This window comes from Intrasporangium zincisolvens (assembly GCF_034724055.1).
Lineage (GTDB): Bacteria > Actinomycetota > Actinomycetes > Actinomycetales > Dermatophilaceae > Monashia > Monashia zincisolvens.
The window spans coordinates 192,225-218,379 of the sequence record NZ_JAWIIL010000004.1 but is presented as its reverse complement, the minus strand read 5'-3'; the positions used below and the strand labels follow the sequence as shown (position 1 = coordinate 218,379).

At 73.2% G+C, this 26,155-nt stretch carries 25 protein-coding genes; 15 read left to right on the top strand and 10 right to left on the bottom strand.

Features of this window, described 5'->3' with window-relative positions:
* Window positions 1–12 precede the first annotated feature (12 nt).
* Together qcrC and ctaE are read right to left on the bottom strand one after the other, a co-directional pair.
* A complete protein-coding gene (gene qcrC, locus RY076_RS13270; protein WP_323098692.1) occupies window positions 13–819 on the bottom strand; it encodes a cytochrome bc1 complex diheme cytochrome c subunit in 807 nt (268 codons plus the stop codon).
* An 82-nt stretch (window positions 820–901) separates the two neighbouring features.
* Window positions 902–1,564, bottom strand: a complete 663-nt coding sequence (gene ctaE / locus RY076_RS13265; protein ID WP_323098691.1) for an aa3-type cytochrome oxidase subunit III — start codon at window positions 1,562–1,564, stop codon at window positions 902–904.
* A gap of 214 nt (window positions 1,565–1,778) precedes the next feature.
* Here ctaE and RY076_RS13260 point away from each other — a divergent pair, with 214 nt between their 5' ends.
* Together RY076_RS13260 and trpD are read left to right on the top strand one after the other, a co-directional pair.
* Entirely contained in the window at window positions 1,779–2,249 is a 471-nt protein-coding gene (locus RY076_RS13260; protein ID WP_323098690.1) for a PleD family two-component system response regulator, read from the top strand.
* Between the two features lie 4 nt (window positions 2,250–2,253).
* The gene (trpD, locus tag RY076_RS13255; protein WP_323098689.1) at window positions 2,254–3,309 is read left to right on the top strand and encodes an anthranilate phosphoribosyltransferase; all 1,056 of its coding nucleotides are present in this window, start codon (window positions 2,254–2,256) and stop codon (window positions 3,307–3,309) included.
* 30 nt (window positions 3,310–3,339) lie between these two features.
* On the opposite strand, the gene RY076_RS13250 is transcribed toward trpD, so the two are convergent.
* On the bottom strand, window positions 3,340–3,624 hold the full coding sequence (locus tag RY076_RS13250) for an Lrp/AsnC family transcriptional regulator (RefSeq protein WP_323098687.1): 285 nt from the start codon (window positions 3,622–3,624) through the stop codon (window positions 3,340–3,342).
* Between the two features lie 20 nt (window positions 3,625–3,644).
* Window positions 3,645–5,411, bottom strand: coding sequence for a DEDD exonuclease domain-containing protein (locus RY076_RS13245; protein WP_323098686.1), 1,767 nt, complete (start codon window positions 5,409–5,411; stop codon window positions 3,645–3,647).
* 181 nt (window positions 5,412–5,592) lie between these two features.
* Between RY076_RS13245 and RY076_RS13240 the strand changes: the two genes are divergently transcribed.
* Entirely contained in the window at window positions 5,593–5,916 is a 324-nt protein-coding gene (locus tag RY076_RS13240) for a hypothetical protein (protein ID WP_323098685.1), read from the top strand.
* A gap of 55 nt (window positions 5,917–5,971) precedes the next feature.
* On the top strand, window positions 5,972–7,303 hold the full coding sequence (locus RY076_RS13235; protein WP_323098683.1) for a hypothetical protein: 1,332 nt from the start codon (window positions 5,972–5,974) through the stop codon (window positions 7,301–7,303).
* A 32-nt stretch (window positions 7,304–7,335) separates the two neighbouring features.
* Here the strand turns inward: RY076_RS13235 and RY076_RS13230 are convergent, their stop codons facing one another.
* The gene (locus tag RY076_RS13230; RefSeq protein ID WP_323098682.1) at window positions 7,336–9,126 is read right to left on the bottom strand and encodes an AMP-dependent synthetase/ligase; all 1,791 of its coding nucleotides are present in this window, start codon (window positions 9,124–9,126) and stop codon (window positions 7,336–7,338) included.
* A 202-nt stretch (window positions 9,127–9,328) separates the two neighbouring features.
* Here RY076_RS13230 and RY076_RS13225 point away from each other — a divergent pair, with 202 nt between their 5' ends.
* Genes RY076_RS13225 through RY076_RS13210 form a run of 4 tightly spaced genes read left to right on the top strand, consistent with a single transcriptional unit; the run spans window position 9,329 to window position 11,989 of the window.
* Complete coding sequence (locus RY076_RS13225) at window positions 9,329–9,772, top strand: SRPBCC family protein (protein WP_323098681.1); 444 nt, start codon at window positions 9,329–9,331, stop codon at window positions 9,770–9,772.
* A 6-nt stretch (window positions 9,773–9,778) separates the two neighbouring features.
* A complete protein-coding gene (locus RY076_RS13220) occupies window positions 9,779–10,249 on the top strand; it encodes a hypothetical protein (RefSeq protein ID WP_323098680.1) in 471 nt (156 codons plus the stop codon).
* A complete protein-coding gene (locus tag RY076_RS13215; protein ID WP_323098679.1) occupies window positions 10,246–11,223 on the top strand; it encodes an ROK family glucokinase in 978 nt (325 codons plus the stop codon). Before RY076_RS13220 ends, RY076_RS13215 begins: the two co-directional genes overlap by 4 nt.
* Window positions 11,224–11,275: 52 nt before the next feature.
* Window positions 11,276–11,989 (top strand): endonuclease/exonuclease/phosphatase family protein, encoded by a 714-nt coding sequence (locus RY076_RS13210; RefSeq protein ID WP_323098677.1) that lies wholly within the window; start codon window positions 11,276–11,278, stop codon window positions 11,987–11,989.
* On the opposite strand, the gene RY076_RS13205 is transcribed toward RY076_RS13210, so the two are convergent.
* The gene (locus RY076_RS13205; protein WP_323098676.1) at window positions 11,986–12,636 is read right to left on the bottom strand and encodes a hypothetical protein; all 651 of its coding nucleotides are present in this window, start codon (window positions 12,634–12,636) and stop codon (window positions 11,986–11,988) included. The genes RY076_RS13210 and RY076_RS13205 overlap by 4 nt on opposite strands.
* A 222-nt stretch (window positions 12,637–12,858) precedes the next feature.
* Between RY076_RS13205 and RY076_RS13200 the strand changes: the two genes are divergently transcribed.
* From RY076_RS13200 to RY076_RS13175, 6 genes are all read left to right on the top strand, one after another.
* A complete protein-coding gene (locus tag RY076_RS13200; protein WP_323098675.1) occupies window positions 12,859–13,776 on the top strand; it encodes a lysophospholipid acyltransferase family protein in 918 nt (305 codons plus the stop codon).
* A gap of 3 nt (window positions 13,777–13,779) precedes the next feature.
* Window positions 13,780–15,006: a MacS family sensor histidine kinase gene (gene macS, locus RY076_RS13195; RefSeq protein ID WP_323098674.1), complete on the top strand. Its 1,227-nt coding sequence runs from the start codon at window positions 13,780–13,782 to the stop codon at window positions 15,004–15,006.
* Window positions 15,007–15,080: 74 nt separating this feature from the next.
* The gene (locus tag RY076_RS13190) at window positions 15,081–15,743 is read left to right on the top strand and encodes a response regulator transcription factor (protein ID WP_323099222.1); all 663 of its coding nucleotides are present in this window, start codon (window positions 15,081–15,083) and stop codon (window positions 15,741–15,743) included.
* A gap of 46 nt (window positions 15,744–15,789) precedes the next feature.
* Window positions 15,790–17,226, top strand: a complete 1,437-nt coding sequence (locus RY076_RS13185) for a class II 3-deoxy-7-phosphoheptulonate synthase (protein WP_413785774.1) — start codon at window positions 15,790–15,792, stop codon at window positions 17,224–17,226.
* A gap of 13 nt (window positions 17,227–17,239) precedes the next feature.
* Entirely contained in the window at window positions 17,240–18,295 is a 1,056-nt protein-coding gene (locus RY076_RS13180; RefSeq protein WP_323098673.1) for a threonine aldolase family protein, read from the top strand.
* Window positions 18,296–18,446: 151 nt separating this feature from the next.
* Window positions 18,447–20,135 carry an alpha/beta hydrolase gene (locus RY076_RS13175; protein ID WP_323098672.1) on the top strand — a complete coding sequence of 563 codons (1,689 nt, stop codon included), beginning with the start codon at window positions 18,447–18,449 and terminating at the stop codon, window positions 20,133–20,135.
* Window positions 20,136–20,153: 18 nt separating this feature from the next.
* Here the strand turns inward: RY076_RS13175 and RY076_RS13170 are convergent, their stop codons facing one another.
* From RY076_RS13170 to RY076_RS13160, 3 genes are all read right to left on the bottom strand, one after another.
* Window positions 20,154–21,056, bottom strand: a complete 903-nt coding sequence (locus RY076_RS13170) for a DMT family transporter (RefSeq protein ID WP_323098670.1) — start codon at window positions 21,054–21,056, stop codon at window positions 20,154–20,156.
* Between the two features lie 7 nt (window positions 21,057–21,063).
* Window positions 21,064–23,088 carry a Stk1 family PASTA domain-containing Ser/Thr kinase gene (gene pknB, locus RY076_RS13165; protein ID WP_323098669.1) on the bottom strand — a complete coding sequence of 675 codons (2,025 nt, stop codon included), beginning with the start codon at window positions 23,086–23,088 and terminating at the stop codon, window positions 21,064–21,066.
* A gap of 119 nt (window positions 23,089–23,207) precedes the next feature.
* Window positions 23,208–24,239 carry a LysM peptidoglycan-binding domain-containing protein gene (locus tag RY076_RS13160; protein ID WP_323098667.1) on the bottom strand — a complete coding sequence of 344 codons (1,032 nt, stop codon included), beginning with the start codon at window positions 24,237–24,239 and terminating at the stop codon, window positions 23,208–23,210.
* A 397-nt stretch (window positions 24,240–24,636) separates the two neighbouring features.
* On the opposite strand from RY076_RS13160, the gene RY076_RS13155 reads away from it, so the two are divergent.
* A complete protein-coding gene (locus tag RY076_RS13155) occupies window positions 24,637–24,963 on the top strand; it encodes an Rv2175c family DNA-binding protein (protein ID WP_413785780.1) in 327 nt (108 codons plus the stop codon).
* Window positions 24,964–25,030: 67 nt separating this feature from the next.
* Here the strand turns inward: RY076_RS13155 and RY076_RS13150 are convergent, their stop codons facing one another.
* A complete protein-coding gene (locus tag RY076_RS13150) occupies window positions 25,031–26,137 on the bottom strand; it encodes a polyprenyl synthetase family protein (RefSeq protein WP_323098665.1) in 1,107 nt (368 codons plus the stop codon).
* Window positions 26,138–26,155 lie beyond the last annotated feature (18 nt).

Here is a 26,155-nt window from a genome sequence, read left to right as displayed (position 1 = left end):
TGCAGTGGGTGCTCATGCGGCCTTCTTGCCGAGCCAGACGGCGCAGGCGATGAGGATGCCGAGGCCGAAGACCCACGCGAAGAGGCCCTCGGAGACCGGGCCCAGGTTGCCGAGCGTCAGGCCGCCGACGTTGGTCTCGTTCTCCTGCGCCTTGAGGTAGGAGATGACCTTCTGCTTGGCCTCGGGGGTCAGGTTGGTGTCGTTGAAGACGGGCATCGACTGCGGGCCGGTGAGCATGGCCTCGTAGATGTGCGTCGGGGTGGTCTCCTGCAGCGACGGCGCGTACTTGCCGCGGGTCAGCGCGCCACCGGCGCCGGCGAAGTTGTGGCACATGGCGCAGTTGACGCGGAAGATCTCGCCGCCCTCGGCGATGGCCTTGTTGTCCTCGGCGGAGCCGGGCTCGATGACGGTCGTGTACTTCGAGTCCGGGACGGCCGGGCCCGAGCCGAGCGAGGCGACGTAGGCGGCGAGGGCGCTGATCTGCTCCTGCGAGAACTTCACCTTGTTGACCGGGGCCTGGATGTTCGGGCCGGCGAGCGGCATGCGGCCGGTGCCGACCTGGAAGTCGACGGACGCGGCGCCGACCCCGACCAGCGAGGGGCCGGACTTCGTGCCCTGGGCGTTGAGGCCGTGGCAGCTGGCGCAGTTGGCGAGGAAGAGGTCCTTGCCCTCGGCGACGGTGTCGGCAGCGACGGACGCGGCCGCGTTGGCGTCCTTGGGGGCGAGGAAGGAGTAGGCGCCCCCGGTCACGAGCAGGCCGAGCAGCAGCAGCACCGCGATCGCGGCGGGGTGTCGGCGTCGGGCGGCCAAGGCTTTCACTGTGTCTTCCTGTCGTCCAAGGGGGTCACGGTCGGAGTGGTGCGAGGGGGCATGCGCCGGAAGGGTTTCGGAGGCGGTGGGGTCAGCGCAGGATGTAGATCGTGGCGAAGAGCGCGATCCACACGACGTCGACGAAGTGCCAGTAGTACGAGGTGACGACGGCGCCGGTCGCGTTGGCGTGGGTGTAGCGACGCGTCGTGAAGGTGCGGGCGATGATGAGCAGGAACGCGATGAGGCCGCCGGTCACGTGCAGACCGTGGAAGCCGGTCGCCATGTAGAAGACCGAGCCGTAGGCGTCGGAGCTCAGCGTGACGCCCTCGCTGACGAGCTCGGCGTACTCCATGACCTGGCCGGCGATGAAGAACGCGCCGAAGAGGTAGGTCAGGACGTACCACTCGCGCATGCCCCAGTTCTTGATGTCGACGAGGCGGCCGGTGCGGGCCTTGTGGCCACGCTCGGCCTTCCAGACGCCGAGCTGGCACCACACCGAGGAGATGACGAGCACGAGGCAGTTGACGCTCGCGAACGGCAGGTTGAGCTTCTCGGTCTGCTGGGCCCAGAGGTCGCCCCGGACGGAGCGGAGCTGGAAGTACACCGCGAACAGACCCGCGAAGAACATGAGCTCGCTGGAGAGCCAGACCATGGTGCCGACGGCAACCATGTTCGGGCGGGTCGCCGGGCCGTGAGCGGCCGGGTTCGCTACTGCGCTGGAAGGAACTGCTGATGCTGTCGCCACGTTGGACATTATTCCCACATTCATGTCGGGGGTGGCGAGCGACCCCCCCGATTGCGACCGCCCTGTCGAGGATTCGTGACCATTCCGACACGTCGCCGAGGGGGAGGGCGCGATACGTCCGGTTCGCCCGCCGAGCCACCGCCCGGCGGGCGGCACGGGACGGCGTCCCGACCGGCGGGAGGGTCCTGCGGCCGCGCGTGTGCGGGCCGGTAGCATCTGCCGCATGACCGCCTCGAACGACACCGCAGCCCAGGGCACCTCCACCGACGTCGTGGCGTCGACGGCCGGCACGCCCCGGGTGGCGCGCGTCAGCGTCCTGCTCTACAGCGACGACTTCACGACGCGCGACGCCGTCCGGGCTGCCGTCGGCCGTCGTCCCGCCAAGGACGTCGAGGTGGTCCGCTGGCACGAGTGCGCCACGGCCGACGCGGTCATCAGCTCTGTCGAGGGCGAGCGCTTCGACATCCTCGTGCTCGACGGCGAGGCCGCCAAGGTCGGCGGCCTGGGCCTGGCGCGTCAGCTGAAGAACGAGATCTTCGAGTGCCCGCCGATCATCGTGCTCACCGGCCGGCCCCAGGACAGCTGGCTGGCCGCGTGGTCGCAGGCCGACCTCGCCGTGCCGCACCCGCTCGACCCGATCGCGCTGACGGCCGCCGTGACGACCCTCGCGCGCGCGGGCGCCACCAGCGCCTGAGCGCATGACCTCGGACGCGACGACGACGAGCTGGCCCTCCGTCTACGCCGACCTCATCGCCGGGCGTGACCTCGACCGCGGCACGGCCGCGTGGGCCATGGACCAGATCATGGCCGGCGAGGCGACCCCGGCCCAGGTGGCCGGCTTCCTCATGGGCCTGCGCGCCAAGGGCGAGAGCATCGAGGAGATGCAGGGCCTGGCCGAGCAGATGCTCGCCCACGCCCGTCGCATCGAGGTGCCCGGCCCGAGCGTCGACATCGTCGGCACCGGCGGCGACCGCGCCCACACCGTCAACATCTCGACGATGTCGGCGATCGTCGTCGCGGCCTCCGGGGTGCGCCTCGTCAAGCACGGCAACCGCGCCGCGTCGTCGTCGTCCGGCTCCGCCGACGTCCTCGAGGCGCTCGGCATCGACCTGTCGCTGACCCCCGAGCGCGTTGTCGAGGTCGCCCACGAGGCCGGCATCACGTTCTGCTTCGCCCAGACCTTCCACCCGGGCTTCCGGCACACGGCCGTCCCGCGCCGCGACCTCGGCATCGGCACGGCCTTCAACTTCCTCGGCCCGCTGACCAACCCGGCGCAGCCGACCTACGCTGCCGTGGGCTGCGCCGACGCGCGGATGGCCCCGCTGCTGGCGGGCGTCTTCGCCGGCCGGGGCAAGGACGCCGCCGTGTTCCGCGGCGACGACGGCCTCGACGAGGTGACCGTGTCGACGACGACGACCGTGTGGTGGGTGCGCGACGGTGAGGTCGGCGACCGCGTCGTCGACCCGACCCGTCTGGGCCTGTCGCTGCACCCGATCGAGGCGCTGCGTGGCGGCGACGCCGAGCACAACGCCGGTGTCGTCCGCGAGGTCTTCGCGGGCGCGACGGGTGCGGTCCGCGACGCCGTGCTGCTCAACGCCGGCATCGCGCTGGCCCTGACCCGGCCCGACTCCGGCGCGCGTCAGGAGGACTTCGACGCCGACCTGCGCGCCGCGATGGAGCGTGCGGCGGCCGCGATCGACGACGGCTCGGCGACGCGCGTCGTCGAGCGCTGGGTCGCGGCGACCCGAGGCTGACCGGCGGCGAGCAGCGTCAGCGGCGTCGCGTCAGTCGCCCTCGAGGCCCAGGCTGAACGCGGCCTCGAGGTCGTGGGCCGAGTAGGTGCGGAAGGCGATGTGCGTCGACGTGCCGACGACGCCCTCGACCTTGTTGAGGCGGTCGGCGATGACGTCGGCGAACTCCTCGTGGGCCCGCACCCGCACCATCGCGATGAGGTCGGCGTCGCCGGTGACCGAGTAGACCTCGGAGACGGCGGGGATGTTCGCGATCGCCTCGGCGACCTCGGGGATCCGGTCGACCTCGCAGTTGATCATGACGATGGCGGTGATCACGGGAGACACCCTAGCCGTCGTCAGCCGGCGCGGCGCAGGCCGTGGCGCCGGTGCCCCGACGCGGTGGGGGCCGGGACGTCGTGGTCGAAGCCGACGGCGTCGCGGGCCGACGCCACGGCCGGCTCGAGCTCGAGCCGGACCGCCCCGGCGCCGCCGACCGGGCACGTCCACGAGCCGTCGAGCTCGACGATGCGCACGCCGGGGGCCTCGAGCCAGCGCAGGATCACCTCGGTCTCCTCGGTGAGGGCGGCGGGCCGCTCGGGCGTCGGCGCCTCGACGACCTCGGCGGTGGCCTGCATCGAGCGGACGAACGGCATCGGGTCGGCGCCGCGCGGGCTCACGGCGGTGCCGGCGAGGCGACCGTGGCGGACGGCGACGAGCTCCCAGCCGCCGGCGTCGCTGCGCCGGGCCGCGACGATCTCGGGGGAGCGGGTCAGCGGGGTGATGCGCTGCGCGCGCGCAGCCCCGCGGACGAGCTGGAGGAAGCGGTCGCGGACGCGGGCGGCGTCCTCGAAACGTTCCTGCGAGGCGAGCTCCTCGAGCCGGGCCCGGAGCCGGTCGGCGACGGGGCGGGCGTCGCCGGTGAAGATGGAGGCGCACCCCGCGGCGACGACGGCGTACTCGTCGGGGGTCTGCGCCCCGGTGCACGGCGCACCGCAACGGCCCATGTCGGCGAGGACGCACGCGGAGCCGCGACCACCGGCGAGGCGGCCGGTGCACTGGCGCAGGGGCACCACCTCGTGCACGGCGTCGACGGCGGCCTGGGCGGTGGCGCGCGAGCGGAACGGCCCGATGTAGTGGGCGCCGTCGTCTCGCACCCGCCGCACGATGGACAGGCGGGGGAATCGCTCGTTGGTCAGCTTGACCCACGAGAGGCGCCGGCCGTCCTTGGACCGGCGGTTGAAGCGCGGTTGGTGCTCGTCGATGAGCCGCAGCTCTCGGACCTGCGCCTCGAGGGAGGTCTGGCACACGACGGGGTGCACGGCCTGGGCGAGGCGGACCATCTCGGCCATCCGGCTGCGCTGTTCGGACGCCGTGAAGTAGGTGCGGACTCGGGTGCGGATGTCGCGGCTCGTGCCGACGTAGAGGACGCGGCCCTGGGCGTCCTTGAAGAGGTAGACGCCGGGCGCGCTGGGCAGCGGGTCGGCGAGGAAGCGCTTGCGCCGCTGCGCCGGCGTGACGCGGGACGTGTAGCTGGCGAGCTCTTCGAGGGTGTGCACGCCGAGGTTGCCGACGCGCTCGATGAGCCCGTGCAGCACGTCGACCGTGGCGCGCGCGTCGTGCAGGGCGCGGTGGTCGGGGGTCGTCGGCGAGCCGAAGACCTGTGCGAGAGAGGACAGCCGGTGGTTCGGCGACTCGTCGCGCACGACGAGCTGGCGGGCCAGCTGCAGCGTGTCGAGGACGGTGAAGCCGGGCCACGGGTTGTCGGTCAGCGACGCCGCCGACTTGAGGAAGCCGATGTCGAAGCCGGCGTTGTGCGCGACGAGGACGCTGCCCGCGGCGAACTCGAGGAACGCGGGCAGGGCGGTGTCGATGCGCGGGGCGTCGGCGACCATGCCGTCGGTGATGCCGGTGAGGACCGAGATGAAGGCCGGGATGGGCTCGGCCGGGTTGACGAGGGTCTGGAACTCCCCGAGGACCTCGCCGCCCCGGACCTTGACCGCGCCGATCTCGGTGATGCCGCACTGCGCCGGCGAACCGCCGGTGGTCTCGAGGTCCACGACGACGAACGTGACGCCGGCCAGCGGGGTGCCGAGGTCGTCGAACGTGGCCTGGAAGGAGTGCATGGCATCGACGGTAGGGGTCGGTGCCGACATCACCGCGGAGGCAGGCCGGGCAACGCCCTTGCGGCCGTGGGACTTCCGCACGCCGCGTGCCGTGGCCGCGACGTCGTGGGGCGGGGTGTCGGTGGTGGCTCCTAGCGTGTCCGGTGACACATCGCAACGAGAGACAGAAGGGTGGCCAAGAATGCTCGTCGACTGCCAGACCTGCCCCGTCCGGGGCGTCCACTGCGCGGACTGCATGGTGACCGCGCTGTCGGCCCTGCCGATCGTGACGGTGCCGCGCCCCGTGCGGGCTCCCGGTCCCGCGTCCACCCGGGCGCACCACCAGCACCGGGTGCCCGACACCCCCGACGACGAGGTGCGCACCGCGCCGCTCGACCGCGCCGAACGCCGTGCCGTCTCGGCGCTGCTCGGCGCCGGCCTCGTCACGACCGCGACGGCCAACGCCGCCAGCGCCGTGCTCGACCCGCTGCCCTCGGCGGCCGACCGGGCGCGCCACGCCGGCTGACGGCTCGGCACCCAGCCCCGCGTGCCACGATGGCGCGGTGGTGAGGGCCGGGAGCGTGCGACTCGTCGCGGTGGTCGCCTCCGGCGTCCTCGTCGCGACGGCCGCCGCCTGCTCCTCGTCACCCGACGGGGGAGCGGTGGCCACGACCCGGTCCACGAGCACGACGGCCGCGGTCGCCTCGGAGACGGCCGCGGCGGACGTCACGCCCGAGGCGTGGGCGGGTGCCCGGGCACGCGCCGTCCAGGCCCTCGCCGAGCGACGCGCCGCGGCGGCCGGCAGGGGCGACCGCGCCGCGTGGCTCGCCGACCTCGACGCGGGCGACCCCCGGCTGCGCGCGGCGCAGACGGCGGTCCTGGCGCGCATGGTCGCCATGCGCGCCGGCGACGTGACCGTGGCCGGGGTCCGCGAGCGCAGCGCCCCGGTCCCGGCGCCGCGCGGAACGAAGGTCGACTGGGACGTGAGGGTCACCTCGACGTACCGGCTCGAGGGTTTCGACACCGCGCCGCGAACCTTCGACCTCGACCTGACGGTGAGGGCCGACCCCGCCGATCCCGCGGCGGTCACGGTCGTGGCCTCGCGGCCTGCCGACCGGCCGCAGCCGTGGGACCTGCCCGGCCTCGTGGTCCGGCGCACCGACCGCGCCCTCGTGCTCGCCGTCGGCTCCGCGGGCCGTGTCGCCGAGGTGCAGCGCCGCGCCGTCGCTGCGGGCGCGCGGGTCGCCGCGGTCTGGGGACGGTCCCGGCCCGCGGTCTGGGTGGCACCGGCCACCGACGCCGACGCGGCCCGGCTCCTGGGCCGCCAGGCCAGCGACCTCGAGGGCGTCGCGGCCGCGACGGACGGGCCGCTCGTCGCGGGCAGCCCTGCCGGCGCCGACCGGATCGTCGTCGTTCCCGGCCCGTGGGACTCGCTGCGTCCCGCCGGACGTGACGTCGTCATGACCCACGAGCTGACGCATGCCACGGTGCGCTCCTCGACGACACGGCCGGTGCCCCTGTGGCTGTCGGAGGGGTTCGCCGAGCTCGTCGGGTACCGCGCCGTCGACCTCCCGGAGGCCACGGTGGTGGCCCCGGCCCTCGACGCGGCCCGCGCGGACGGGCTCCCGCAGGGCCTGCCCGCGGACTCCGCCTTCGACCCCTCGACGGGGCGGCTCCCCGTCGCCTACGGCGAGAGCCTGCTCGTGCTGCGCACCCTCGCCGACCGCTACGGCACGGCCGGGGTCGTGAAGTTCTACCGTGCCGCGGCAGGTGGCCTGGCGGTGCCGGCCGACGCCGTCGGTGACCCCGATGCCGTCGCCGACCGGGCCCTGCGCGCCGAGCTCGGCACCGACCGTGCCGCCCTGGTGCGGTGGTGGCAGGCGCGCCTGCGGACCCTGCTGCGCCAGGGCTGACGCGTCGGGGCCGACGCCTCCTGCGCCGGGTATCAGGCGTAGAGCTTGTCGACGTCCTCGGCGAAGTCCTTCATGACGACGGCGCGCTTGAGCTTCAGGGACGGCGTCAGGTAGCCGTTGGACTCGGTGAAGTCGCCGGGGAGCACCGCGAACTTGCGGATCGACTCGGCGCGCGACACCGCCTGGTTGGCCCGGTCGACGGCCGCCTGGAGCGCCTCGAGCACCTTCGGGTGGGTCCGCGCCTGCTCGATGGTGACGTCCTCGAGCCCGTGGGTCTTGGCCCAGCCCGGCCACATCTCCTCGTCGATCGTGATGAGGACCCCGACGAACGGCTTCTGGTCGCCGACGACGATGCACTGCGACACGAGCGGGTGGGCGCGGAGGCGGTCCTCGAGCACGGCCGGGGCGACGTTCTTGCCGCCCGCCGTCACGAGGATCTCCTTCTTGCGACCGGTGATCCGCAGGTAGCCGTCGTCGTCGAGCTCGCCGACGTCGCCGGTGCGGAACCAGCCGTCGACGATCGCCTCCTGCGTGGCCTGGGGGTTGTTGTGGTAGCTCGTGAAGACGCCGACGCCCTTGAGGAGCACCTCGCCGTCCTCGGCGATGCGGATGCCGCAGCCCGGCAGCGGGTAGCCCACGGTGCCGATCTTCACCTTATCGGGCGTGTTGACGGCCACCGGCGCCGTCGTCTCGGTCAGGCCGTAGCCCTCGAGGATCAGCACGCCGATGCCACGGTAGAAGTGGCCGAGGCGGGTGCCGAGCGGCGCGCCGCCGGACACGGCGTAGCGCACCTGGCCACCCATCGCGGCGCGGAGCTTGCCGTAGACGAGCCGGTCGAAGAGCGCGTGCTGCAGGCGCAGGGACAGGCTTGGTCCGCCCTCGTCGAGGGCCTCGCTGTAGGCGATGGCCACGGTGGCGGCCCGCAGGAAGATCTTGCCCTTGCCCTCGCCGGAGGCCTTCGCCTCGGCGGAGTTGTAGATCTTCTCGAACACGCGGGGCACGGCGAGGACGAACGTCGGCTGGAAGCCGGCGAAGTCGTCGAGGAGGGTCTTGATGTCGGACGAGTGGCCCATGCGCGCCTTGCCGGCGACGCAGAGCACCTCGATGAAGCGGGCGAAGACGTGCGCGAGCGGCAGGAAGAGCAGCGTCGACGCGTTGTCGGTGAGGACGACCTGGCCGAGCTTGCCGATGGCGTTCTCGGCGAGGTCGAGGAAGTTGCCGTGGGTCAGCTCGCAGCCCTTGGGACGGCCGGTGGTGCCGGACGTGTAGATGATGGTCGCGACCGACCTCCGGTCGAGCCCGTCGCGGCGGGCGTCGAGGTCGGTCTGGGGCACGTCGCGGCCGCGCTCACGCAGGTCGTCGAGGGCTCCGTCGTCGATGACGAGCACGTCGGCGAGGCCGGGAAGGTCGGCGCGCACCTGCTCGACGACCGACGCGTGGGCCGGGGTCTCGACGACGACGAAGCGGGCGCCCGAGTCGGACAGGATCCACTGCACCTGCTCGGCGGAGGACGTCTCGTAGACCGGCACGACGGCCGCCCCTGCCGCCCACCCGGCGAAGTCGACGAGCGTCCACTCGTAGCGGGTGCGGCACATGAGGGCGACGCGGTCGCCCGGCTGCACCCCGGCCGCGACGAGGCCACGCGCGACGGCGTCGACGTCGTCGGCGAACTGGGTCCAGCTGACCTGGCCCCACCCGCCGGACGGGCGCTTGATCGAGAACGCGGTCTCGTTCGGCGCCTCGGTCGCGTTGCGACGGGGCAGTTGGGCGAGGCTCCCCTCCGTCGTGACGGGGGCGAGCGGTGCGACGACGTTGTCCTTCACTGACACTCCTGTTGGCCGGGGCCGGGCTGCGACAGACACTACCGAGCGGTAACCGTGATGGCCACGTCGCCGTCGTCACAGCACCGGAGACCCGGTCGGGCCGGCGCGTCCACGAGCACGGACGCGCCGTCGCCGCCATCCTCCCACGACGCCCCGCGGCGGCACACGGGGCCGCGTCCCCCGGCGCGATAGCCTTCGGCGCATGGCCGATCGCACCGAGTCCTCCATCGTCATCGCCGCACCGCCCGGCGAGGTGCTCGACGTCATCGCCGACTTCGAGGCCTATCCGGAGTGGGCGGGCGAGGTGAAGGACGTCCGGGTGCTCGCGGAGGAGGGCGACGGCTGGGCCGACCAGGTGGAGTTCACGCTCGACGCCGGCGCCATCAAGGACACCTACGTCCTCGACTACGAGTGGGACGTCGTCGAGGACGGCACCGGTGTCGTGTCGTGGTCCCTCGTCTCGGCGCAGGTGCTCAAGGCGATGAACGGCTCGTACACACTCTCGACCGACGGCGACGGCACCCGCGTCACCTACCGGCTCGCCGTCGACGTCAAGGTCCCCATGATCGGGCTGCTCAAGCGCAAGGCGGAGAAGGTCATCGTCGACACCGCCCTCAAGGAGCTGAAGAAGCGCGTCGAGGCCTGATCGACCGTGACGCCAGAGGACACCGACACGCGCGAGCCGCGCAGCGACGCCACCGGCTCGGTCGCCGAGGAGGCCGCGCTGCTCGTCGACCTGCTCTCCTCCCGGGGCTGGGGCGGCGCGGGTGCCGCAGCGGACCAGCCGACGGACGACGCGACGGACGACGCGACGGACGAGACCGGCCCGGAAGGCGCGTCGGCCTCGAGCCGCTCGGCTCCGGCCGGTGACCGTGGCGAGACCTCCGGCGCCGACGCGCACGAGTGCACCTGCGGGGGTCGGACGCCGGCGGCGTGCGCCGTCTGCCCCGTCTGCCAGCTCATCGCCTTCGTCCAGCGGATCGAGCCGGACGCCATCGAGCGCTTCGCCGACGTCGTGGGGCTGGCCGCCACTGCACTGCGCGACCTCGCCACGGCTCAGCGCGAGCGCCGCGACCGCGCCGCGGGTGCGGCAGGCGACGACGGGAAGGGAACGCCCGAGTGAGCACCGGACTCGCGATCGGCATCGACATCGGCGGCACCAAGGTGGCGGGCGGCGTCGTCGACGAGCAGGGACGCATCTCCCACCGCGTCCGGCGCGACACGCCGCACCGCTCGACCTCGCCGCGCGTCGTCGAGGACACCATCGTCGAGGCGGTCGAGGACCTCCTCGCGCAGGTGCGCGCCGACAGCGGCGAGGACGTCGTCGCGGTCGGCATCGGTGCGGCGGGGTTCGTCGCCGAGGACCGCGCCACCGTCGTCTTCGCACCCCACCTGTCGTGGCGCAACGAGCCGCTGCGCGACGCGCTCGCCGGTCGCATCGAGCTGCCGATCACCGTCGACAACGACGCCAACGCCGCGGCGTGGGCCGAGGCGACGTTCGGCGCGGCGCGCGGGGAGTCGCACGTCGTCGTCATCACGCTCGGCACCGGCATCGGTGGCGCCCTCATCATCGACGGCCGGGTGCAACGTGGTCGGTACGGCATCGCCGGCGAGTTCGGCCACATGCAGGTCGTCCCCCAGGGCGCTCGCTGCGAGTGCGGCAACCGCGGCTGCTGGGAGCAGTACGCGAGCGGCAACGCCCTCGTGCGCGAGGCGCGGGCCATGATCGAGGCTGGTTCGCCCGTTGTCGTCGACCTGTTGGCGCGCCTGGGTGGTGACAAGGGCGCCCTCACGGGGCCGTTCATCACCGAAGCCGCCCGTGACGGGGACGCCACGGCCCGTGAGCTGCTCGCGGACATCGGCGAGTGGCTGGGCGTGGGGATGGCCAACCTCGCCGCCGCCTTCGACCCCGGTCTGTTCGTCATCGGCGGGGGAGTCAGTGCGGCCGACGAGATGCTCATCGGGCCGGCGCGCGACGCCTTCCGTCGCCAGCTGCCCGGGCGCGGTTACCGCCCGGAGGCGCGGATCGTGCGGGCGGTCCTCGGCAGCGACGCCGGCCTCATCGGCGCGGCGGAGCTGGCGCGCACCGGGCAGTGACTCCGCAGTGACGTCGGATACGGGGGCCGGGCGGGTCCGGCCCCTGCGCGTCATGTCGTACAACGTCCGCGACTTCCTCGACGACCGTCGAGCCGCCGCCCGGGTCGTGCGTGCGGTGGCGCCCGACGTCCTGTGCCTCCAGGAGGTGCCACGCCGGCTGACCACCGAGGTGCGCCTGCCCCGTTTCGCCCAGGAGTGCGGGATGCACTGGGGCAGAGGCAGATTCGGCACCGGAGGAACCAGCGTCCTGACGGCTCCGGGGGTCGCGGTGGTCGCCTCCCCTCATGGACGGCTGCGGACGCGGTTCCCGGACCGGACGCGCGGCTGGGCGGGTGTCACGGTGACCCCTGACGGCTGGCCGCCCGACGCGTCCGTGACGGTCGTGAGCATCCATCTCGGGCTGAGGTCGGGGGAGCGGGTGCGCCACGCCGAGCACCTCGTCGCCACGCTGCCGGCCCGCAGCGTCGTAGCCGGCGACCTCAACGAGGGACCGGAGGGTGACGCGCGCCGCGTGCTGACACGCCACTGGCCTCCGGTGCTCCCGGACGAGCCGACGTTCCCCGCGGCCTCGCCGTCGGTGGCCATCGACGCGGTGCTGGCCGTACCGGATCTCGTTGCGGCACAGAGCGATCCGAGCGATCCGGGCGATCCGCACCGTCCGGGTGGGCGTGACGCGCTGGAGCGGGCCATTGCCGCGGACGTCGCCGTCGCGTCGGACCACCGGCCCCTCTGGGTCGATCTCGTGCCGAAGGGCGTGGAGGGCTAGACGCGGGTGCCGTCGTCGAACGGGTCGCGCTCGGTGCCGCCGCGCAGCACGAGCAGGACGAAGCCGACGACGATCATCGCGAGCGCCGTGACGACCCACCAGCCGCTGCCGTCGCGGTCGAAGAAGAGGACGTAGAGCAGCAGGAGCGGACCACCGACGAGGCCGCCGACGATGGCCCAGAACATCGGGTCGGTCTCGGCAGAGGGCAGGTCGATCTCCGAGGGCGGCACGAAGTGGTCGTCGTCGGGCTCGTCGGTGCCGACCCGGTCCAGGAGCGCGTCGGCGTCGTCACGCTTCGGCGGGCCACCGCGCCAGACGTGCGATGTCGTCGAGGCGATCGGAAGGTCGAGGACGTCCGAACCGCCCGCGCCCGCAGGGCTGCCCGAGCCGCCGGGCGCGGCCGGGTCCGCGGCGGGCGCGGGGTTCGACGCAGGGTCGGTGAGGACGTCGTCGGTGGGGACCGGCGCGTCTGTGCTCGCCGTGCTCGCCGTGCCGGTGGTGGCGTCGCCGGTGGCGTCCGGGACATCCGGCGCCTCCGTCGCATCCGCGTCGGCGGTCGGTGTGCGGCGCGGCAGCGGGTCGGGTGCCTCGGCGTCCCAGCCGGCGATGATCCGTGCGAACTCGTCGTCGAGGTCCCGGTCGTTCACGACAGCCTCCCGATCCCTGCGGCGAGGTGGACGACGACGGCGGCGCTGCGCCGCGGGAGGCGCGACCAGGACGCCCCGCGTGGGGTGGCGGCGACCTCGGTGGGGACCGGCACGGTGGGCTCCTGGCGACGGTGCGGCTGGACCTCATGATCCTCGCATGCGGCGCTGTGCGTGCGCGAGTGCCGTAGAGTTCGAGCGGTCACAGTCAGGAGGGGTGCGCGGGTGTTCTACTGGTTCCTCAAGATGGTCGTCATCGGGCCGATCATCAAGCTCCTCTTCCGCCCCTGGGTGGAGGGGGAGGAGAACATCCCCGAGACGGGTGCGGCGATCTTCGCCTCGAACCACCTGTCCTTCTCCGACTCGATCTTCCTGCCGCTCGTCGTGTCTCGCCGGGTCACCTTCCTGGCCAAGAGCGACTACTTCACCGGCCGCGGCCTCAAGGGCCGCCTCACCGCCGCGTTCTTCAAGGGCGTCGGGCAGCTGCCGGTCGACCGCTCGGGCGGCAAGGCGAGCAACGCGGCCCTCAACTCGGGCCTCAAGGTGCTGCGCCGCGGCGAGCTGCTCGGCATCTACCCCGAGGGCACCCGCTCGCCCGACGGCCGCCTCTACCGCGGCCGCACCGGGATGGCGCGCATGGCCCTCGAGGGCAAGGTCACCGTCATCCCGATCGCGATGATCGGCGCCGACAAGGCCCAGCCGACGGGCAAGGTCATCCCGCGGATCATGCGCATCGGTGTGCGCGTCGGCAAGCCCCTCGACTTCTCCCGGTACGAGGGCATGGAGGACGACCGCTTCGTCCTGCGCTCGATCACCGACGAGGTCATGTACGAGCTGATGCTGCTGTCCGGCCAGGAGTACGTCGACATGTACGCGACGTCGATGAAGGACCGCCTCGTCGCCGCCGCCAAGGCCAAGGCCCGCGAGCTGCAGGAGGCCGCCAAGCCGGGCAGCGCCGCGCCAGAGCTCGAGCAGGCGCTCGACGCGGCCGAGGGGGCCGACGGCAACGAGCGCGTGGTGCGCGCCGCGACGGCTGGGGCGTCGTCGCACACCGACCGCACCGACGGCTCCGAGAGCGGCCGCGCCTCCGACGAGGACGCAGACTCCGACGAGGACGGCGGCCCTGTCGTGGCGGCCTCCTGACCCATGTCCGTCGCGACCGGCGGGTCCGAGGCGCCCGTGGGCCCGGCCCTGCACGAGCACGTCGTCGTGCGCGGCCTGTGGCGCGCCGTCGACGTGTTCCGGATCCTCGCCCTCGTCTACGCCGTGTACTCGGTGTGGGAGCGACGCGCCGGGGTCGCCCACCTGTCCGTGGCGGTGGTGGTGCTCGGCGTGCTCGCGGGCTGGACCGCCGTGCAGACCGTCCGGCCGATGCGCACCGTCCGCGCCTATACCGTCGAGCTCGCCATCGGATGCGGCGCCATCCTCGCCACCCGGCTCGTCGACACGCCCGAGGTCATCACCGCCGGCGCGAAGACGCTGCCCTCGATCTGGCCCTCGGCCGCCGTCGTCGGCTTCGCGATCCTGCGCGGCTGGCGCGGCGGTGTCGCGGCGGCGTGCCTCGTCGCCGCGAGCTCGTTCGTCGAGGTCGTGCAGCCCACCGCGAACACCGTGTCCAACTCGATCTTCGGGCTGCTCCTCGGCGGGTGCATCGGGTACTGCGTCGACCTCGCCCGGGACAGCCACTCCGCCCTCGCCGAGGCCATGCGCCTCGACGCCGCCCGGGCCGAGCGCGACCGCCTCGCGCGCACCGTGCACGACGGCGTCCTGCAGACCCTCTCCTTCATCCACCGACGCGCCACCGACCTCGGCGGGGAGTCGGCCACGCTCGGGGCCATGGCCGGCGAGCAGGAGCGCATCCTGCGCACCCTCGTCAGCCAGACCGACCTCTCGGAGGTGGGCCGCGCCGTGAGCGGCGACGCCGACCTGCGCACCCTGCTGCGCCACGTCGAGACCGACGACGTCCAGCTCGTGTCGCCCGCCGACCCCGTGCTGCTGCCCCGACGCGTCGCCGACGAGGTGGTCGCCGCAGTGGAGGCCGCGCTCGACAACGTCCGCAAGCACGCCGGCGAGGGTGCCCGCGCCTGGGTGCTGCTCGACGACGACGGCCGCGACGTCGCCGTGACGATCCGCGACTCCGGGCGCGGCCTCAGCGAGGCCCGGCTCCAGGAGGCCGTGGGCCAGGGCCGACTCGGCGTCTCCTCGAGCATCAGGGGGCGCCTGACCGATCTCGGCGGCGGCGCCGTCATCACCTCGGGTCCGGCGGGCGGCACGACCGTCGAGCTGCGCGTCCCGCGCCGGGCCTCCCACCCCTCCCACCGACCCGACCGGCCCGCCCGACGCGGCCGGAACGACCGACGAGGAGCACCGTGAGCGACGACGCTGCCACGCCGCCCGACCCGACGCGCGACCGGACATCCGACCCGAACCCGGACGGTGCGGCGCGCATCCGCGTCGTCGTCGCCGACGACCACCCGATGTGGCGCGACGCCGTCGCCCGCGACCTCGCCGACGCCGGGTTCGAGGTCGTCGCGACCGCCGACGACGGGCGATCGGCCGTGGCCCGCGCCCGGGCCACCGTGCCGGACGTCCTCGTCCTCGACCTCAACCTGCCCGGGCTGAGCGGGTCGCAGGTGTGCGCCGCCCTGGCAGCGGCCGGGGTGCCGACGCGCGTGCTCATCCTGTCGGCGTCCGGCGACCACCAGGACGTCCTCGAGGCCGTCAAGGCCGGAGCGCTCGGCTACCTCGTCAAGAGCGCCGGCCGGGAGGAGTTCCTCGCCGCCGTGCGAGCCACCGCCGCGGGCGACCCCGTCTTCACGGCGGGTCTGGCAGGGCTCGTCCTCGGCGAGTTCCGTCGGGCCCGCAGCTCGGCCAGCCCCGAGCGGGAGGTGCCCGAGCTGACCGACCGCGAGACCGAGATCCTCAAGTACGTCGCGACCGGCATGGGCTACAAGGAGATCGCCGCGACGCTGTTCCTGTCGCACCGCACCGTGCAGAACCACGTGCAGAACATCTTCGGCAAGCTGCAGATGCACAACCGCGTCGAGCTGGTCCGGTTCGCGATGGAGCGCGGCCTCGACCTCGAGGGACGACCCGAACCGGGGGAGTGACGGACAGCGGCGCAGGGCCCGACGCCGTGCGGGTGGAGGTATCGGGATGCGGACCCGGCACGGAGCACGGGCGCGTGCCGTCTACCCTGATCGGGTGAACATGAGGACCGTCACCGCCGATGTCGGTCTCGAACCCGCGAACGGGTCCGAGGCCCTCGCCGCCCTCACGGCGGCAGCAACCGAGCTCGAGGCCGGGCAGCAGCCCTCGTGGCCCGACACGGCTGCGCTCTCCGAGGTGATCGAGACCCTCGCGTCGTATCCGCCGCTCGTCTTCGCGGGCGAGTGCGACATCCTCACCGCGCGGATGGCCTCGGCCGCCGTCGGGGAGGCCTTCGTCCTGCAGGGCGGCGACTGCGCCGAGACGTTCGCGTCCGCGACGGCCGACAACATCCGCGACCGCATCAAGACGATCCTGCAGATGGCCGCCGTCCTGACCTACGGCGCGTCGGTGCCGGTCGTCAAGGTCGGCCGGATGGCCGGCCAGTACGCCAAGCCGCGCTCGTCCGGCGTCGAGACCCGCGAGGGCGTCACCCTGCCCGCGTACCGCGGTGACATGGTCAACGACTTCGCCTTCCACGAGACGGCCCGTGTGCCCGACCCGCAGCGGCTCGTCCGCGCATACCACGCGAGCTCGGCGACGCTGAACCTCGTGCGCGCGTTCACGACCGGCGGTTTCGCCGACCTGCGCCACGTGCACGACTGGAACCGCGGCTTCGTCGCCAACTCGGCCAACCAGCGCTACGAGAAGCTCGCCAAGGACATCGACAAGGCGATGCGCTTCATGGCGGCCTGCGGTGCCGACTTCGACGCGATGCGCACCGTCGAGTTCTTCGCGGCGCACGAGGCGCTGCTGCTCGACTACGAGCGCCCGCTGACGCGCATCGACTCCCGGTCGGGGCGCCTGTACGACACGTCGGGCCACTTCGTCTGGGTCGGCGAGCGCACCCGCCAGCTCGACGGCGCGCACGTCGACTTCGTCTCGCGCATCAGCAACCCGATCGGCGTCAAGCTCGGGCCCAAGGCCGACATCGACGAGGTGCTGCGCCTCATCGACAAGGTCGACCCGAACCGCACGCCGGGCCGCCTGACGTTCATCACGCGCATGGGCGCGGGCACGATCCGCGACGCGCTGCCTGCGATCGTCGACAAGGTGACCGCCTCGGGCGCGACGGTGACGTGGATCTGCGACCCGATGCACGGCAACACCTTCGAGAGCTCGACCGGCTACAAGACGCGCGACTTCGAGGACATCGTCGAGGAGGTCCGCGGCTTCTTCGAGGTGCACCAGTCCCTCGGTACGGTGCCCGGCGGGATCCACGTCGAGCTGACCGGCACCGACGTCACCGAGTGCCTCGGTGGCGCCGAGAAGATCATCGACTCCGACCTCGAGAAGCGGTACGAGTCGGTGTGCGACCCGCGCCTGAACCACCAGCAGTCCCTGGAGCTGGCGTTCCTCGTCGCCGAGATGCTCAGCCAGGCCTGAGGTGGCCCCGACCGTGACGGCCCTGCGCGCCGACCTGCTCAGCGACACCTTGACGCGACCGAGCGAGGCGATGCGGGCCGCCATGGCCGCGGCCGAGGTCGGCGACGACGTCTTCGGCGAGGACCCGACGCTGCGGGCCCTCGAGGAGCGGGTCGCCGGCCTGCTCGGCCACGAGGCGGCGCTCTTCACGCCGTCCGGCTCGATGGCCAACCAGCTCGGCATCCGGCTGCACGTGCGCCCGGGCGAGGAGCTCGTCGCCGACTCCCTCGCGCACGTCGTGCGGGCCGAGCTCGGCGCGGCGGCGGTGCTCTCGGGCATCACCTCGCGCACGTGGGTGTCCGAGCGCGGGCGGTTCCGGGCCGAGGACCCGGCCGCCCTCATGGTCACCGGCGCGGGCCCGTACCAGGTCAACAGCGCCCTGCTCGTCGTCGAGAACACCCACAACTTCGGCGGCGGCACCGTGCAGTCGCTCGAGCAGATCCGCCGGGCGCGGGCCCTGACGCGCGAGCGCGGGGTCGCGATGCACCTCGACGGGGCGCGGCTCTTCAACGCCCACGTCGCGTCCGGCGTGCCGGTCGCCGACTACGGCCGTGAGTTCGACACCGTGTCGGTGTGCCTCAGCAAGGGCCTCGGCGCACCGGTGGGCAGCGTCCTCGTCGGTTCGGCCGACGCGATGGCCGAGTCGCGCATCTGGCGCAAGCGGTTCGGTGGAGGCATGCGCCAAGCCGGGATCCTCGCTGCTGCAGGGCTGTTCGCGCTCGAGCACAACGTCGAACGGCTCGCTGACGACCATGCGCGAGCCCGCCGGGCCGCCGAGGCGATGGCCGAGGCGGCACCCGGCTCCGTCGACCTCGCGAGCGTCGAGACGAACATCGTCATCGTCGACGTCGCGGCCGCCGGGTGGACGTCCGCCGCCTTCGTCGCAGCCACCCTCGACGCCGGGGTGCGCACGTACGCGGTCGGCCCCGGTGCGGTGCGCCTCGTCTGGCACCTCGACGTCGACGACGCCGCCACCGACGCTGCGACCGACGTCCTCACCGGCCTGCTGCGCCACCCGCCGACGCGCTGAGGCGCCGACCGGCGCGGGTCATACGTCCAGGGTGACTCTTCCGCGTTTGCGGAGTGTGTCACGTGTCCGAGACCTACGTTTGGGGCAGTCAGGGACAGACCTGGACGTCCAGGAGGTCGCCGTGGTGCGCCAGACAGATCCGGATGAGCACATGTCGGACGCGGGTGCATCCGCCCCGACGCCGCCGACGGCGCGTCCCACCGGCGTGCTCGACCGGTTGGTGCGCTGGGCCCACCTGACCCTTCCCGGCTGCTGGGGCGCCGTCGTCTTCGCGGCGGTGTCCTACACCCCGTCGCTCCTGCCCCGAGGTGGGCTCCTGCAGGGCATCGTCTGCGGCATCACCGGCGCCATCGGCTACGGGCTCGGCGTGCTCGTCGCCTGGATCTGGCGCGCCTTCGCCGACCGGCCGGTCCGCACGCCCCGGTCGGGCTCGTGGCGCAGGTCGCTCGTCGCGGGCGGCGTCCTGCTCGCCGTCGCGTTCGGCTTCGGCCAGTACTGGCAGTCCGAGATCCGCCGCATCATGGGCATCGACGAGTACGACATCGTCCTGGTCGTCCTGTCGCCGCTCGTCGCCCTCGTGCTGTTCGGCCTGCTGCTCGCGGCCGGCCGCGGCGTGCGGGCGCTCTACCGCCGCCTGGCCCGGCTGCTCCGGCGCTGGATCGGCCCGCGCGCGGCGAACGTCGTCGGCTGGGGCCTCGCCGCAGCCGTCGTGTACCTGCTCGTCACGGGGCTGCTGCTCGACGGGCTGCGCACCGCGGCCGACGAGATGTTCTCCGTGCGCAACGGGATCACCGAGGAGGGAGTGACGCAGCCGACGACGGCGCTTCGCTCGGGCGGGCCCGGGTCGGTCGTGCCGTGGGACACCCTCGGGCGCGAGGGCCGCACGTTCGCCGCGTCCGGTCCGTCGGCGGCCCAGATCCAGTCGGTCGTCCACCGTCCGGCGAAGGAGCCCATCCGCACCTACGCGGGCCTCGAGTCGGCCGGCGACGCCGAGGCACGCGCCCGCCTCGCGGTCGACGACCTCGTCCGGGCGGGCGGCTTCGAGCGCAGGGACCTCGTCGTCATCACGACGACCGGCAGCGGCTGGGTGGACCCTGCGCTCATCGACAGCTTCGAGTACCTCAGCGGCGACTCGGCGGCGGTGGCGATGCAGTACTCCTACCTGCCGTCGTGGATCTCCTACCTCGTCGACCAGTCCAAGGCCCGGGAGGCCGGACGGGCCCTGTTCGACGCGGTCTACGAGCACTGGATCGGCCTGCCGCAGGACCACCGGCCCCGGCTCTACGTCGCGGGGGAGAGCCTCGGCTCCTTCGGTGGGGAGACCGCCTTCAGCGGCGAGTTCGACCTGCGCAACCGGACCGTCGGGACGGTCTTCGTCGGCCCGCCCAACTTCAACACCCTGTTCCGTGAGTTCAGCGACGACCGTGACTCCGGCAGCCCGGAGATCCAGCCGGTCTACAAGGACGGGCGCACGGTGCGGTTCGCCAGCGACGCGAGCGCCGACATCCCACCCGACGGCCGGCCCTGGGAGGGCAACCGCGTGCTCTACCTCATGCACGCGTCGGACCCGATCGTCTGGTGGAGCCCGAACCTCATCCTCAGCGAGCCGGACTGGGTCGGCGAGCCGCCCGGCACGGACACGCTCGACATGGTGTGGATCCCGTTCGTGACGTTCTGGCAGGTCACCGCCGACCTCCCCTTCTCAACGGGCGTGCCGGGCGGGTTCGGCCACAAGTACACCGAGGAGCAGGCCGACGCGTGGAACGCGGTCCTGCGCCCGGAGGGGATCACGCCGGCCGTCCTGACGGCCGTGCGCGAGGCCGTGGCCCACGTCGACTGACGGGGCCTCGTCCGGCCGTCAGACCTCGTGGTGCAAGGCCTCGGCGGGCAGCTCGCGGGGACGCCGGCGCGTCGCGACGATCTCGACGGCGTACATGGCCGTCAGCACGAGGGCGCCCCCGACGACCATGCGCCAGGTCAGCGACTCGCCGCCGAGGGCGACGGCGAAGGACGCCGCGAACACCGGCTCCATCGTCATGACGATCGCGGCCCGGGTCGCCGGCAGGTGGGCCTGGGCCCACGTCTGGGCCCACAGGGCGAGGATGCTCGCGAAGGCGACCATGTAGAGCACCGTGGCCCACTGGCCCGGCGTCTGCGGCAGGACGATGCCGCCGGGCACCGCGCCGACCCCGCAGATGACGGCGATGACGACCATCTGCACGACGGACAGCCCGGTGGCCACCTCCGAGGCGCTGTACCGGCCGAGGCCGACGATGTGCAGGGCGTAGAGCAGCGCCGACAGCAGCGTCACGGCCTCGCCGGGCCCGACCGTGAGCCCGCGCAGCGACAGCAGGGCGAGACCGGCGGTGGCCAGGCCCACGGCGAGCCACGTCGAGCCCGAGACCCGCTCGCGCAGCAGCACCGCCGTGAGCAGCGGCGTCAGGACGACGTAGGTGCCGGTGACGAAGCCGGACACCGACGCGGGCGTCGTGGCCAGGCCCACGGTCTGGGCGATCTGGGCCAGGCCGTAGAGGGCGCCGAGCCCGACGCCGACGAGCACCTGACGCCGGTCGAGGGCCCGGAGCGGACGCCAGAAGAGGACGACCATGACGACGGCCGCGATGGCGAAGCGGACGGCGAGGAAGTCGATCGGCGGAACGTGGGCGACGAGGTCGCGGATGAGGAAGAACGTCGAGCCCCAGACGGCCGTCAGGGACACGAGCAGGATCGTCGCGAGGCGCGAGCGCGCCGAGGGCCGCACGGGAGCCTCAGACGATCGTCAGGTGGATCGTGCTGCCCTTGGGCACCGTGGCCCCGGCGGGCGGGTCCTGCGCGCGGACCTTCTTCTCGAAGAGGTCGCCGAAGGGGTACTGCTTCTCGACCTTGAACCCGAGGTCGGTCAACGCCTTCTCGGCCGCCGCGTCGGGCTGGTCGACGACGTTCGGGACCTGGACCATGACCGGACCCTTGGACACGACGAGCGTCACGGTGTCGCCACGGTGCAGGGTGCCGGACGCCGGGTCCTGGCTCACGACGCTGCCCGCGGGCACGGAGTCGCTGTTGACGTCGGCGCCCCGGCGCACGACGAAACCGAGCCCGCCCAGCTTCGCGGACGCGGCGTCGAACGGGGTGCCGGCGACCTTGGGGACCTTGATCGGCTCTGGGCCCCTGGACACGACGAGGTCGACACGCGTGCCGCGCTTGACCGAGGCGCTGGGGTCGGGCGACTGGGAGATGACCCGGCCCTTGGCGACGGTCTCGTTCCACTGCTGCTTCGTGTCGCCGATCGCGAGCGTCAGCGGCCCGAGGACGCCCGCGGCCTCGGAGGCCTTGGTGCCGACGAGCTTGGGGACGGTGTAGCGCTCCTGGCCCTTGGACACGACGACGCGGATCGTGGAGTCCTTGGACAGTTCGGTGCCGGCGGCGGGCTCGACGCGCAGGACGGTGCCCTTGGCGGCGGTCTCGGAGAACTCGTCCTGCTCGTCCATCGACAGCGACGCGGCCGCGAGGCCGGCCTGCGCCTGCGCGACCGGCTGCCCGACGAGGCCGGGCACGACGGTCGTGCCACCCGGGCCGGCGGTGAACCACCAGCCGGAACCGGCGCCACCGAGCACGAGCAGGGCGGCGGCGAGCCACCACGGCCAGCGCGAGCGCCGGCGGCGCTGCAGCGGCATCGCGGTGGTGCGCTCGATGACGGGGCCGTCCTCATGGACGGGCAGCCCGGCGAGGCGCGGACGCTGCGGAGGGTCGGTGCGGTCGGTGCGGTCGGTGGGCGATGCGGCGTCGCGACGCGTCGAAGGGGCGGCGACGGCCCCCGTCACGGCGTCGATGACCCCGCCGTCGCGAGCCTCGACCGGGTCGCCCGGGCGGGGCGCGGGACCGCTGGAGGGCAGGCCGGCGGTGTCGCCGCTGCTCGCGCCGCCGCGTCGGTCGAGCTCGATGGGAGTCAGGCCGCGACGCACGTGGCGCAGGGCGGCGACGAACTCCGTGGCCGAGTCGAAGCGGTGGTCGGGGTCGAGCGCGGTGGCCCGCGCGACGAGGTCGTCGAGCGACTGCGGCACGGTCGGCACGAGCGTCGAGGGCGACGGGATCGAGCCGTGGACGTGCTGGTAGGCGATCTGGATCGGGGTGTCGCCGGTGACCGCCTTGCGGCCGGTCAGCATCTCGAACAGGAGCAGACCCGCGGCGTAGACGTCGCTGCGGGCGTCGGCCTGACCGCGCTCTACCTGCTCGGGCGAGAGGTAGGACACGGTGCCGAGCAGGACGCCGGTCTGGCTCGTCGCGGTCTGGTTGGTGATGGCCCGGGCCAGGCCGAAGTCGGCGACCTTGACCTCGCCGTCGTGGCGCACGATGACGTTCTCGGGCTTGACGTCGCGGTGGATCATCCCGGCCGTGTGCGCGGCGCGCAGGGCCAGCAGGATCGGCTCGAGGATCGCCAGGGCCTCGCGCGCCGTGAGCGGCGACTCCTCGTGGATGACGTCGCGCAGCGTCTTGCCCTCGACGAGCTCCATCGCGAGGAACACGTCGCCGTGGTCCTCGCCCTGGTCGAAGACCGCGACGACGTTGGGGTGGCTGAGCCGCGCGGCCGAGCGCGCCTCGCTGCGGAACCGCTCGACGAAGACGTCGTCGACCGCGAGCCCCGGGCGCATGATCTTGACCGCGACCTCGCGGTCGAGGCGTCCGTCGAGCGCCACGTAGACGGAGGCCATGCCTCCGTCCGCGAGGTGGGAGAGGATGCGGTACCGGCCGTCGATCACCCGACCGACGAGGGCGTCCGCCACGCTGGACGTCACGGGCAGGAGTTTACGGGCTGCACGGCCGCATCCCGTGCAGGCGAGCCGCGGCCCCGCACACCCGTGGGGATGGATGTGCGGGGCCGCGGTCTTCTGGGGGCTCCCGGGGGGTGGGAGCGTCACATGCGGTCGTAGACCGCAAGGACGTTTGCGACGTACTTCTTCGTGTCCTCGTAGAGGCCCTTGGTACGCACGGAGTAGAGGCCCTGGTAGTAGGCGGCGATGGCCTGCTCACGGGAGTCCGCCGTGGCCATGAGGGCGCGGATGATGAGCACGCCGCCGGTGATGTTGTCCTGGGTGTCGTAGCGGTCGAGCGAGCGTCCGGCCAGCTGGGAGGCCCACGTCCCGGCGATGGGCATCAGCTGCATGACGCCGACGGCGTCGGTGTAGGACACGGCGCGCTGGTACCACCCGGACTCGATCCAGCCGATCGCCAGGGCGAGCTTGGGGTCGACGCCGTTGCGGGTCGCCGTGGCCCGGATGAGGTCGGAGGTCTCGGTGCGGCTCGGGACGTCGCGGTCGGCCAGCTCGGCCTTGCTGGCGGCGACGGCCTGCTGTGTCTTCGTCGGCGTCGTGTAGCCGCTCGGCGGGGTCGGGGCCGGGGCGGGCGTCGCCGGAGCCGGGGCGCTCGTCACGCCGGGCACGACGATGCGCTGGCCGATGTAGATGACGCCGGCGTCCTTGAGCTTGTTGGCGGCGAGCAGCTTGGTCAGCGACACCTTGTACCGCGCGGCGATGCCCGACATCGTGTCGCCGCGGACGACGACGTGGACGAGGCCGCCGGCAGGGACCGACGGGGTCGGCGTGGTCGTGCCGGACGGCTTGGGCGCCGGCTTCGTGGCGGGCTTCGGCGCCGGCTTGGTGGCCGGCTTGGGGGCGGGCTTCGGCGCGGGCTTGGTGGCCGGCTTCGGCGCCGCGGCCGTGGCGGGGGAGCCGGGCACGAGGAGCTTCTGGCCGGGGTGGATGAGGCTGCCACCGGCGGCCAGGCGGTTCTTGTCCACGAGCGCTCGCACCGTCGTGCGGTGGGCGATGGCGAGGTGCCACAGCGTGTCGCCGGGTCGAACGGCGATCGTCTTCCACGGCGTCGTGCTCACGGGCACGACGACGGCGTGGGGCGGCTGCGCCAGCGCGGCGACGTCGGCGAAGGGCATGGGGTGGTCCTTTCCTGGGCCCGGTTGCAAGGACGTGTGGAGGGGCACTCGGGAAGGGGCTGGTGGTGCTCAGGCGTACGAGTTCGGGGGGGTGGTGCGACGACTGTGAGTGGTGTGACGTGTGTGACGGTAGCGCATGGTGATTCCATAATTGAGCGCTAAAGTATAAATACACGGGTGTAATTCCGACGAAGTGCACAGAAGCCGCGTTCGAGGACATGGGGTGTGGGACCGCCGGGCGAGGCGCTCACGCCCCCGGGCCGTGTCGCGACACCGGCCACGGGTGGCAGACTCTGACGACGTGAGCCAGAGCCCGAACCCCGACACCGCCGCCGACTCCGGCGACACCACCGACGCCCGCGCCCTCGAGCGACTCGAGCACCTCGTCGGGGAGTGGCTGACCGTCCCCGACGTCGCCGAGCGGCTCGGCGTGCCGCTGTCGCAGGTGCGGCGCCTCATCGCCGACCGCGAGGTCATCGCCGTGCGCGTCGGTGAGCGCCGCGTCACCTCGGTCCCGGCCAAGTTCATCGACGAGACCGGCCCCCGCCCCGAGCTGCGGGGGACCTTCACCGTCCTCGCCGACGGCGGCATGGACGACGACGAGATCATCGAGTGGCTCTTCACCCCCGACCCGACGCTGCCCGTCGAGGGCGCGCCGATCGACGCCCTCCGCGCCGGGCACAAGACCGAGATCCGCCGGCGCGCCCAGGAGCTCGCCTTCTGAGCCCTGACGCGTCGGCGCACTGACGCGTGTCGGCCACGCCACGCCTGAGCTGTGGCGGTGCCTCCGGTCAGGCGTGGCGCGCGGTCGAGACCTCGACGAGTCCCTCGAGGACGTCGAGCGCGGCGTCCTCGAGGACTCCGGTGGCCCGGGCCCGCGCGACGGCGCCGCGGGACGCGTCGGCGAGCTCGGAGATGAGCGCCTCGACACGGTCGACGGCGCCGGTGCCGACGAGTACGGACCGGATCCGCTCGACGCCGGCGAGGTCGAGGTCGTCGCGGCCGAGGAGCGACTCGACGAGGTGACGGTCCGGCCCGGACGCGGCGTCGAGGGCGTGGGCGACGAGAACGGTGCGCTTGCCCTCGCGCAGGTCGTCGCCCGCGGGCTTGCCGGTGGCCTCGGGGTCACCGAAGACGCCGAGGAGGTCGTCGCGCAGCTGGAACGCCTCACCGAGCGCGAGACCGTAGTCGGACAGCGCGCCGAGGGCCTCGTCGGGGGCGCCGCCGACGAGGGCGCCGATGAGCAGCGGGTGCTCGATCGTGTACTTGGCGCTCTTGAAGCGGATCACCTTGCGCGCCGAGGCGACCCGTGCGTCGAGGTCGAGGCCGTCCCAGCCGCGGGCCGACTCGAGCAGGTCGAGGAACTGGCCGCCCATGAGCTGGGTGCGCATGAGGTCGAAGAGGGCGCGGCCGCGGGCCAGCTCGGGCGCGGGCAGGCCGCACGAGGCGTACAGCTCGTCGCACCACGTGAGGCAGAGGTCGCCGGCGAGGATCGCCGTGCCCTCGCCGAACCGGTCGGAGTCGCCGGACCAGCCGTGGTCGGTGTGCAGCGTGGCGACCGAGCGATGCGCCGACGGCTTGCCGCGTCGGGTGTCGCTGCGGTCCATGACGTCGTCGTGGAGCAGGGCCGCGGCCTGGAAGAACTCCATGCTCGCGGCGAGGCGCACCAGGGCGTCGGAGTCGGCGCCGCCCGCGGCGCGGTAGCCCCAGTAGAGGAACCCGGCGCGCAGGCCCTTGCCGCCGGACAGCAGGCCCGAGACGGCCGTCACGAGCGGCGCGGTCTCCTCGCCGATGGCCGCGAGCGCCGTCGTGGCTCCCGTGACCTGGCCGTCGATCGCCTGCTGCACCCGACGGCGCAGCACGTCGAGGTCGGTGGGGGTCTGCACGGGCTCCTCCATCGAGCGAGTCGAGCGAGT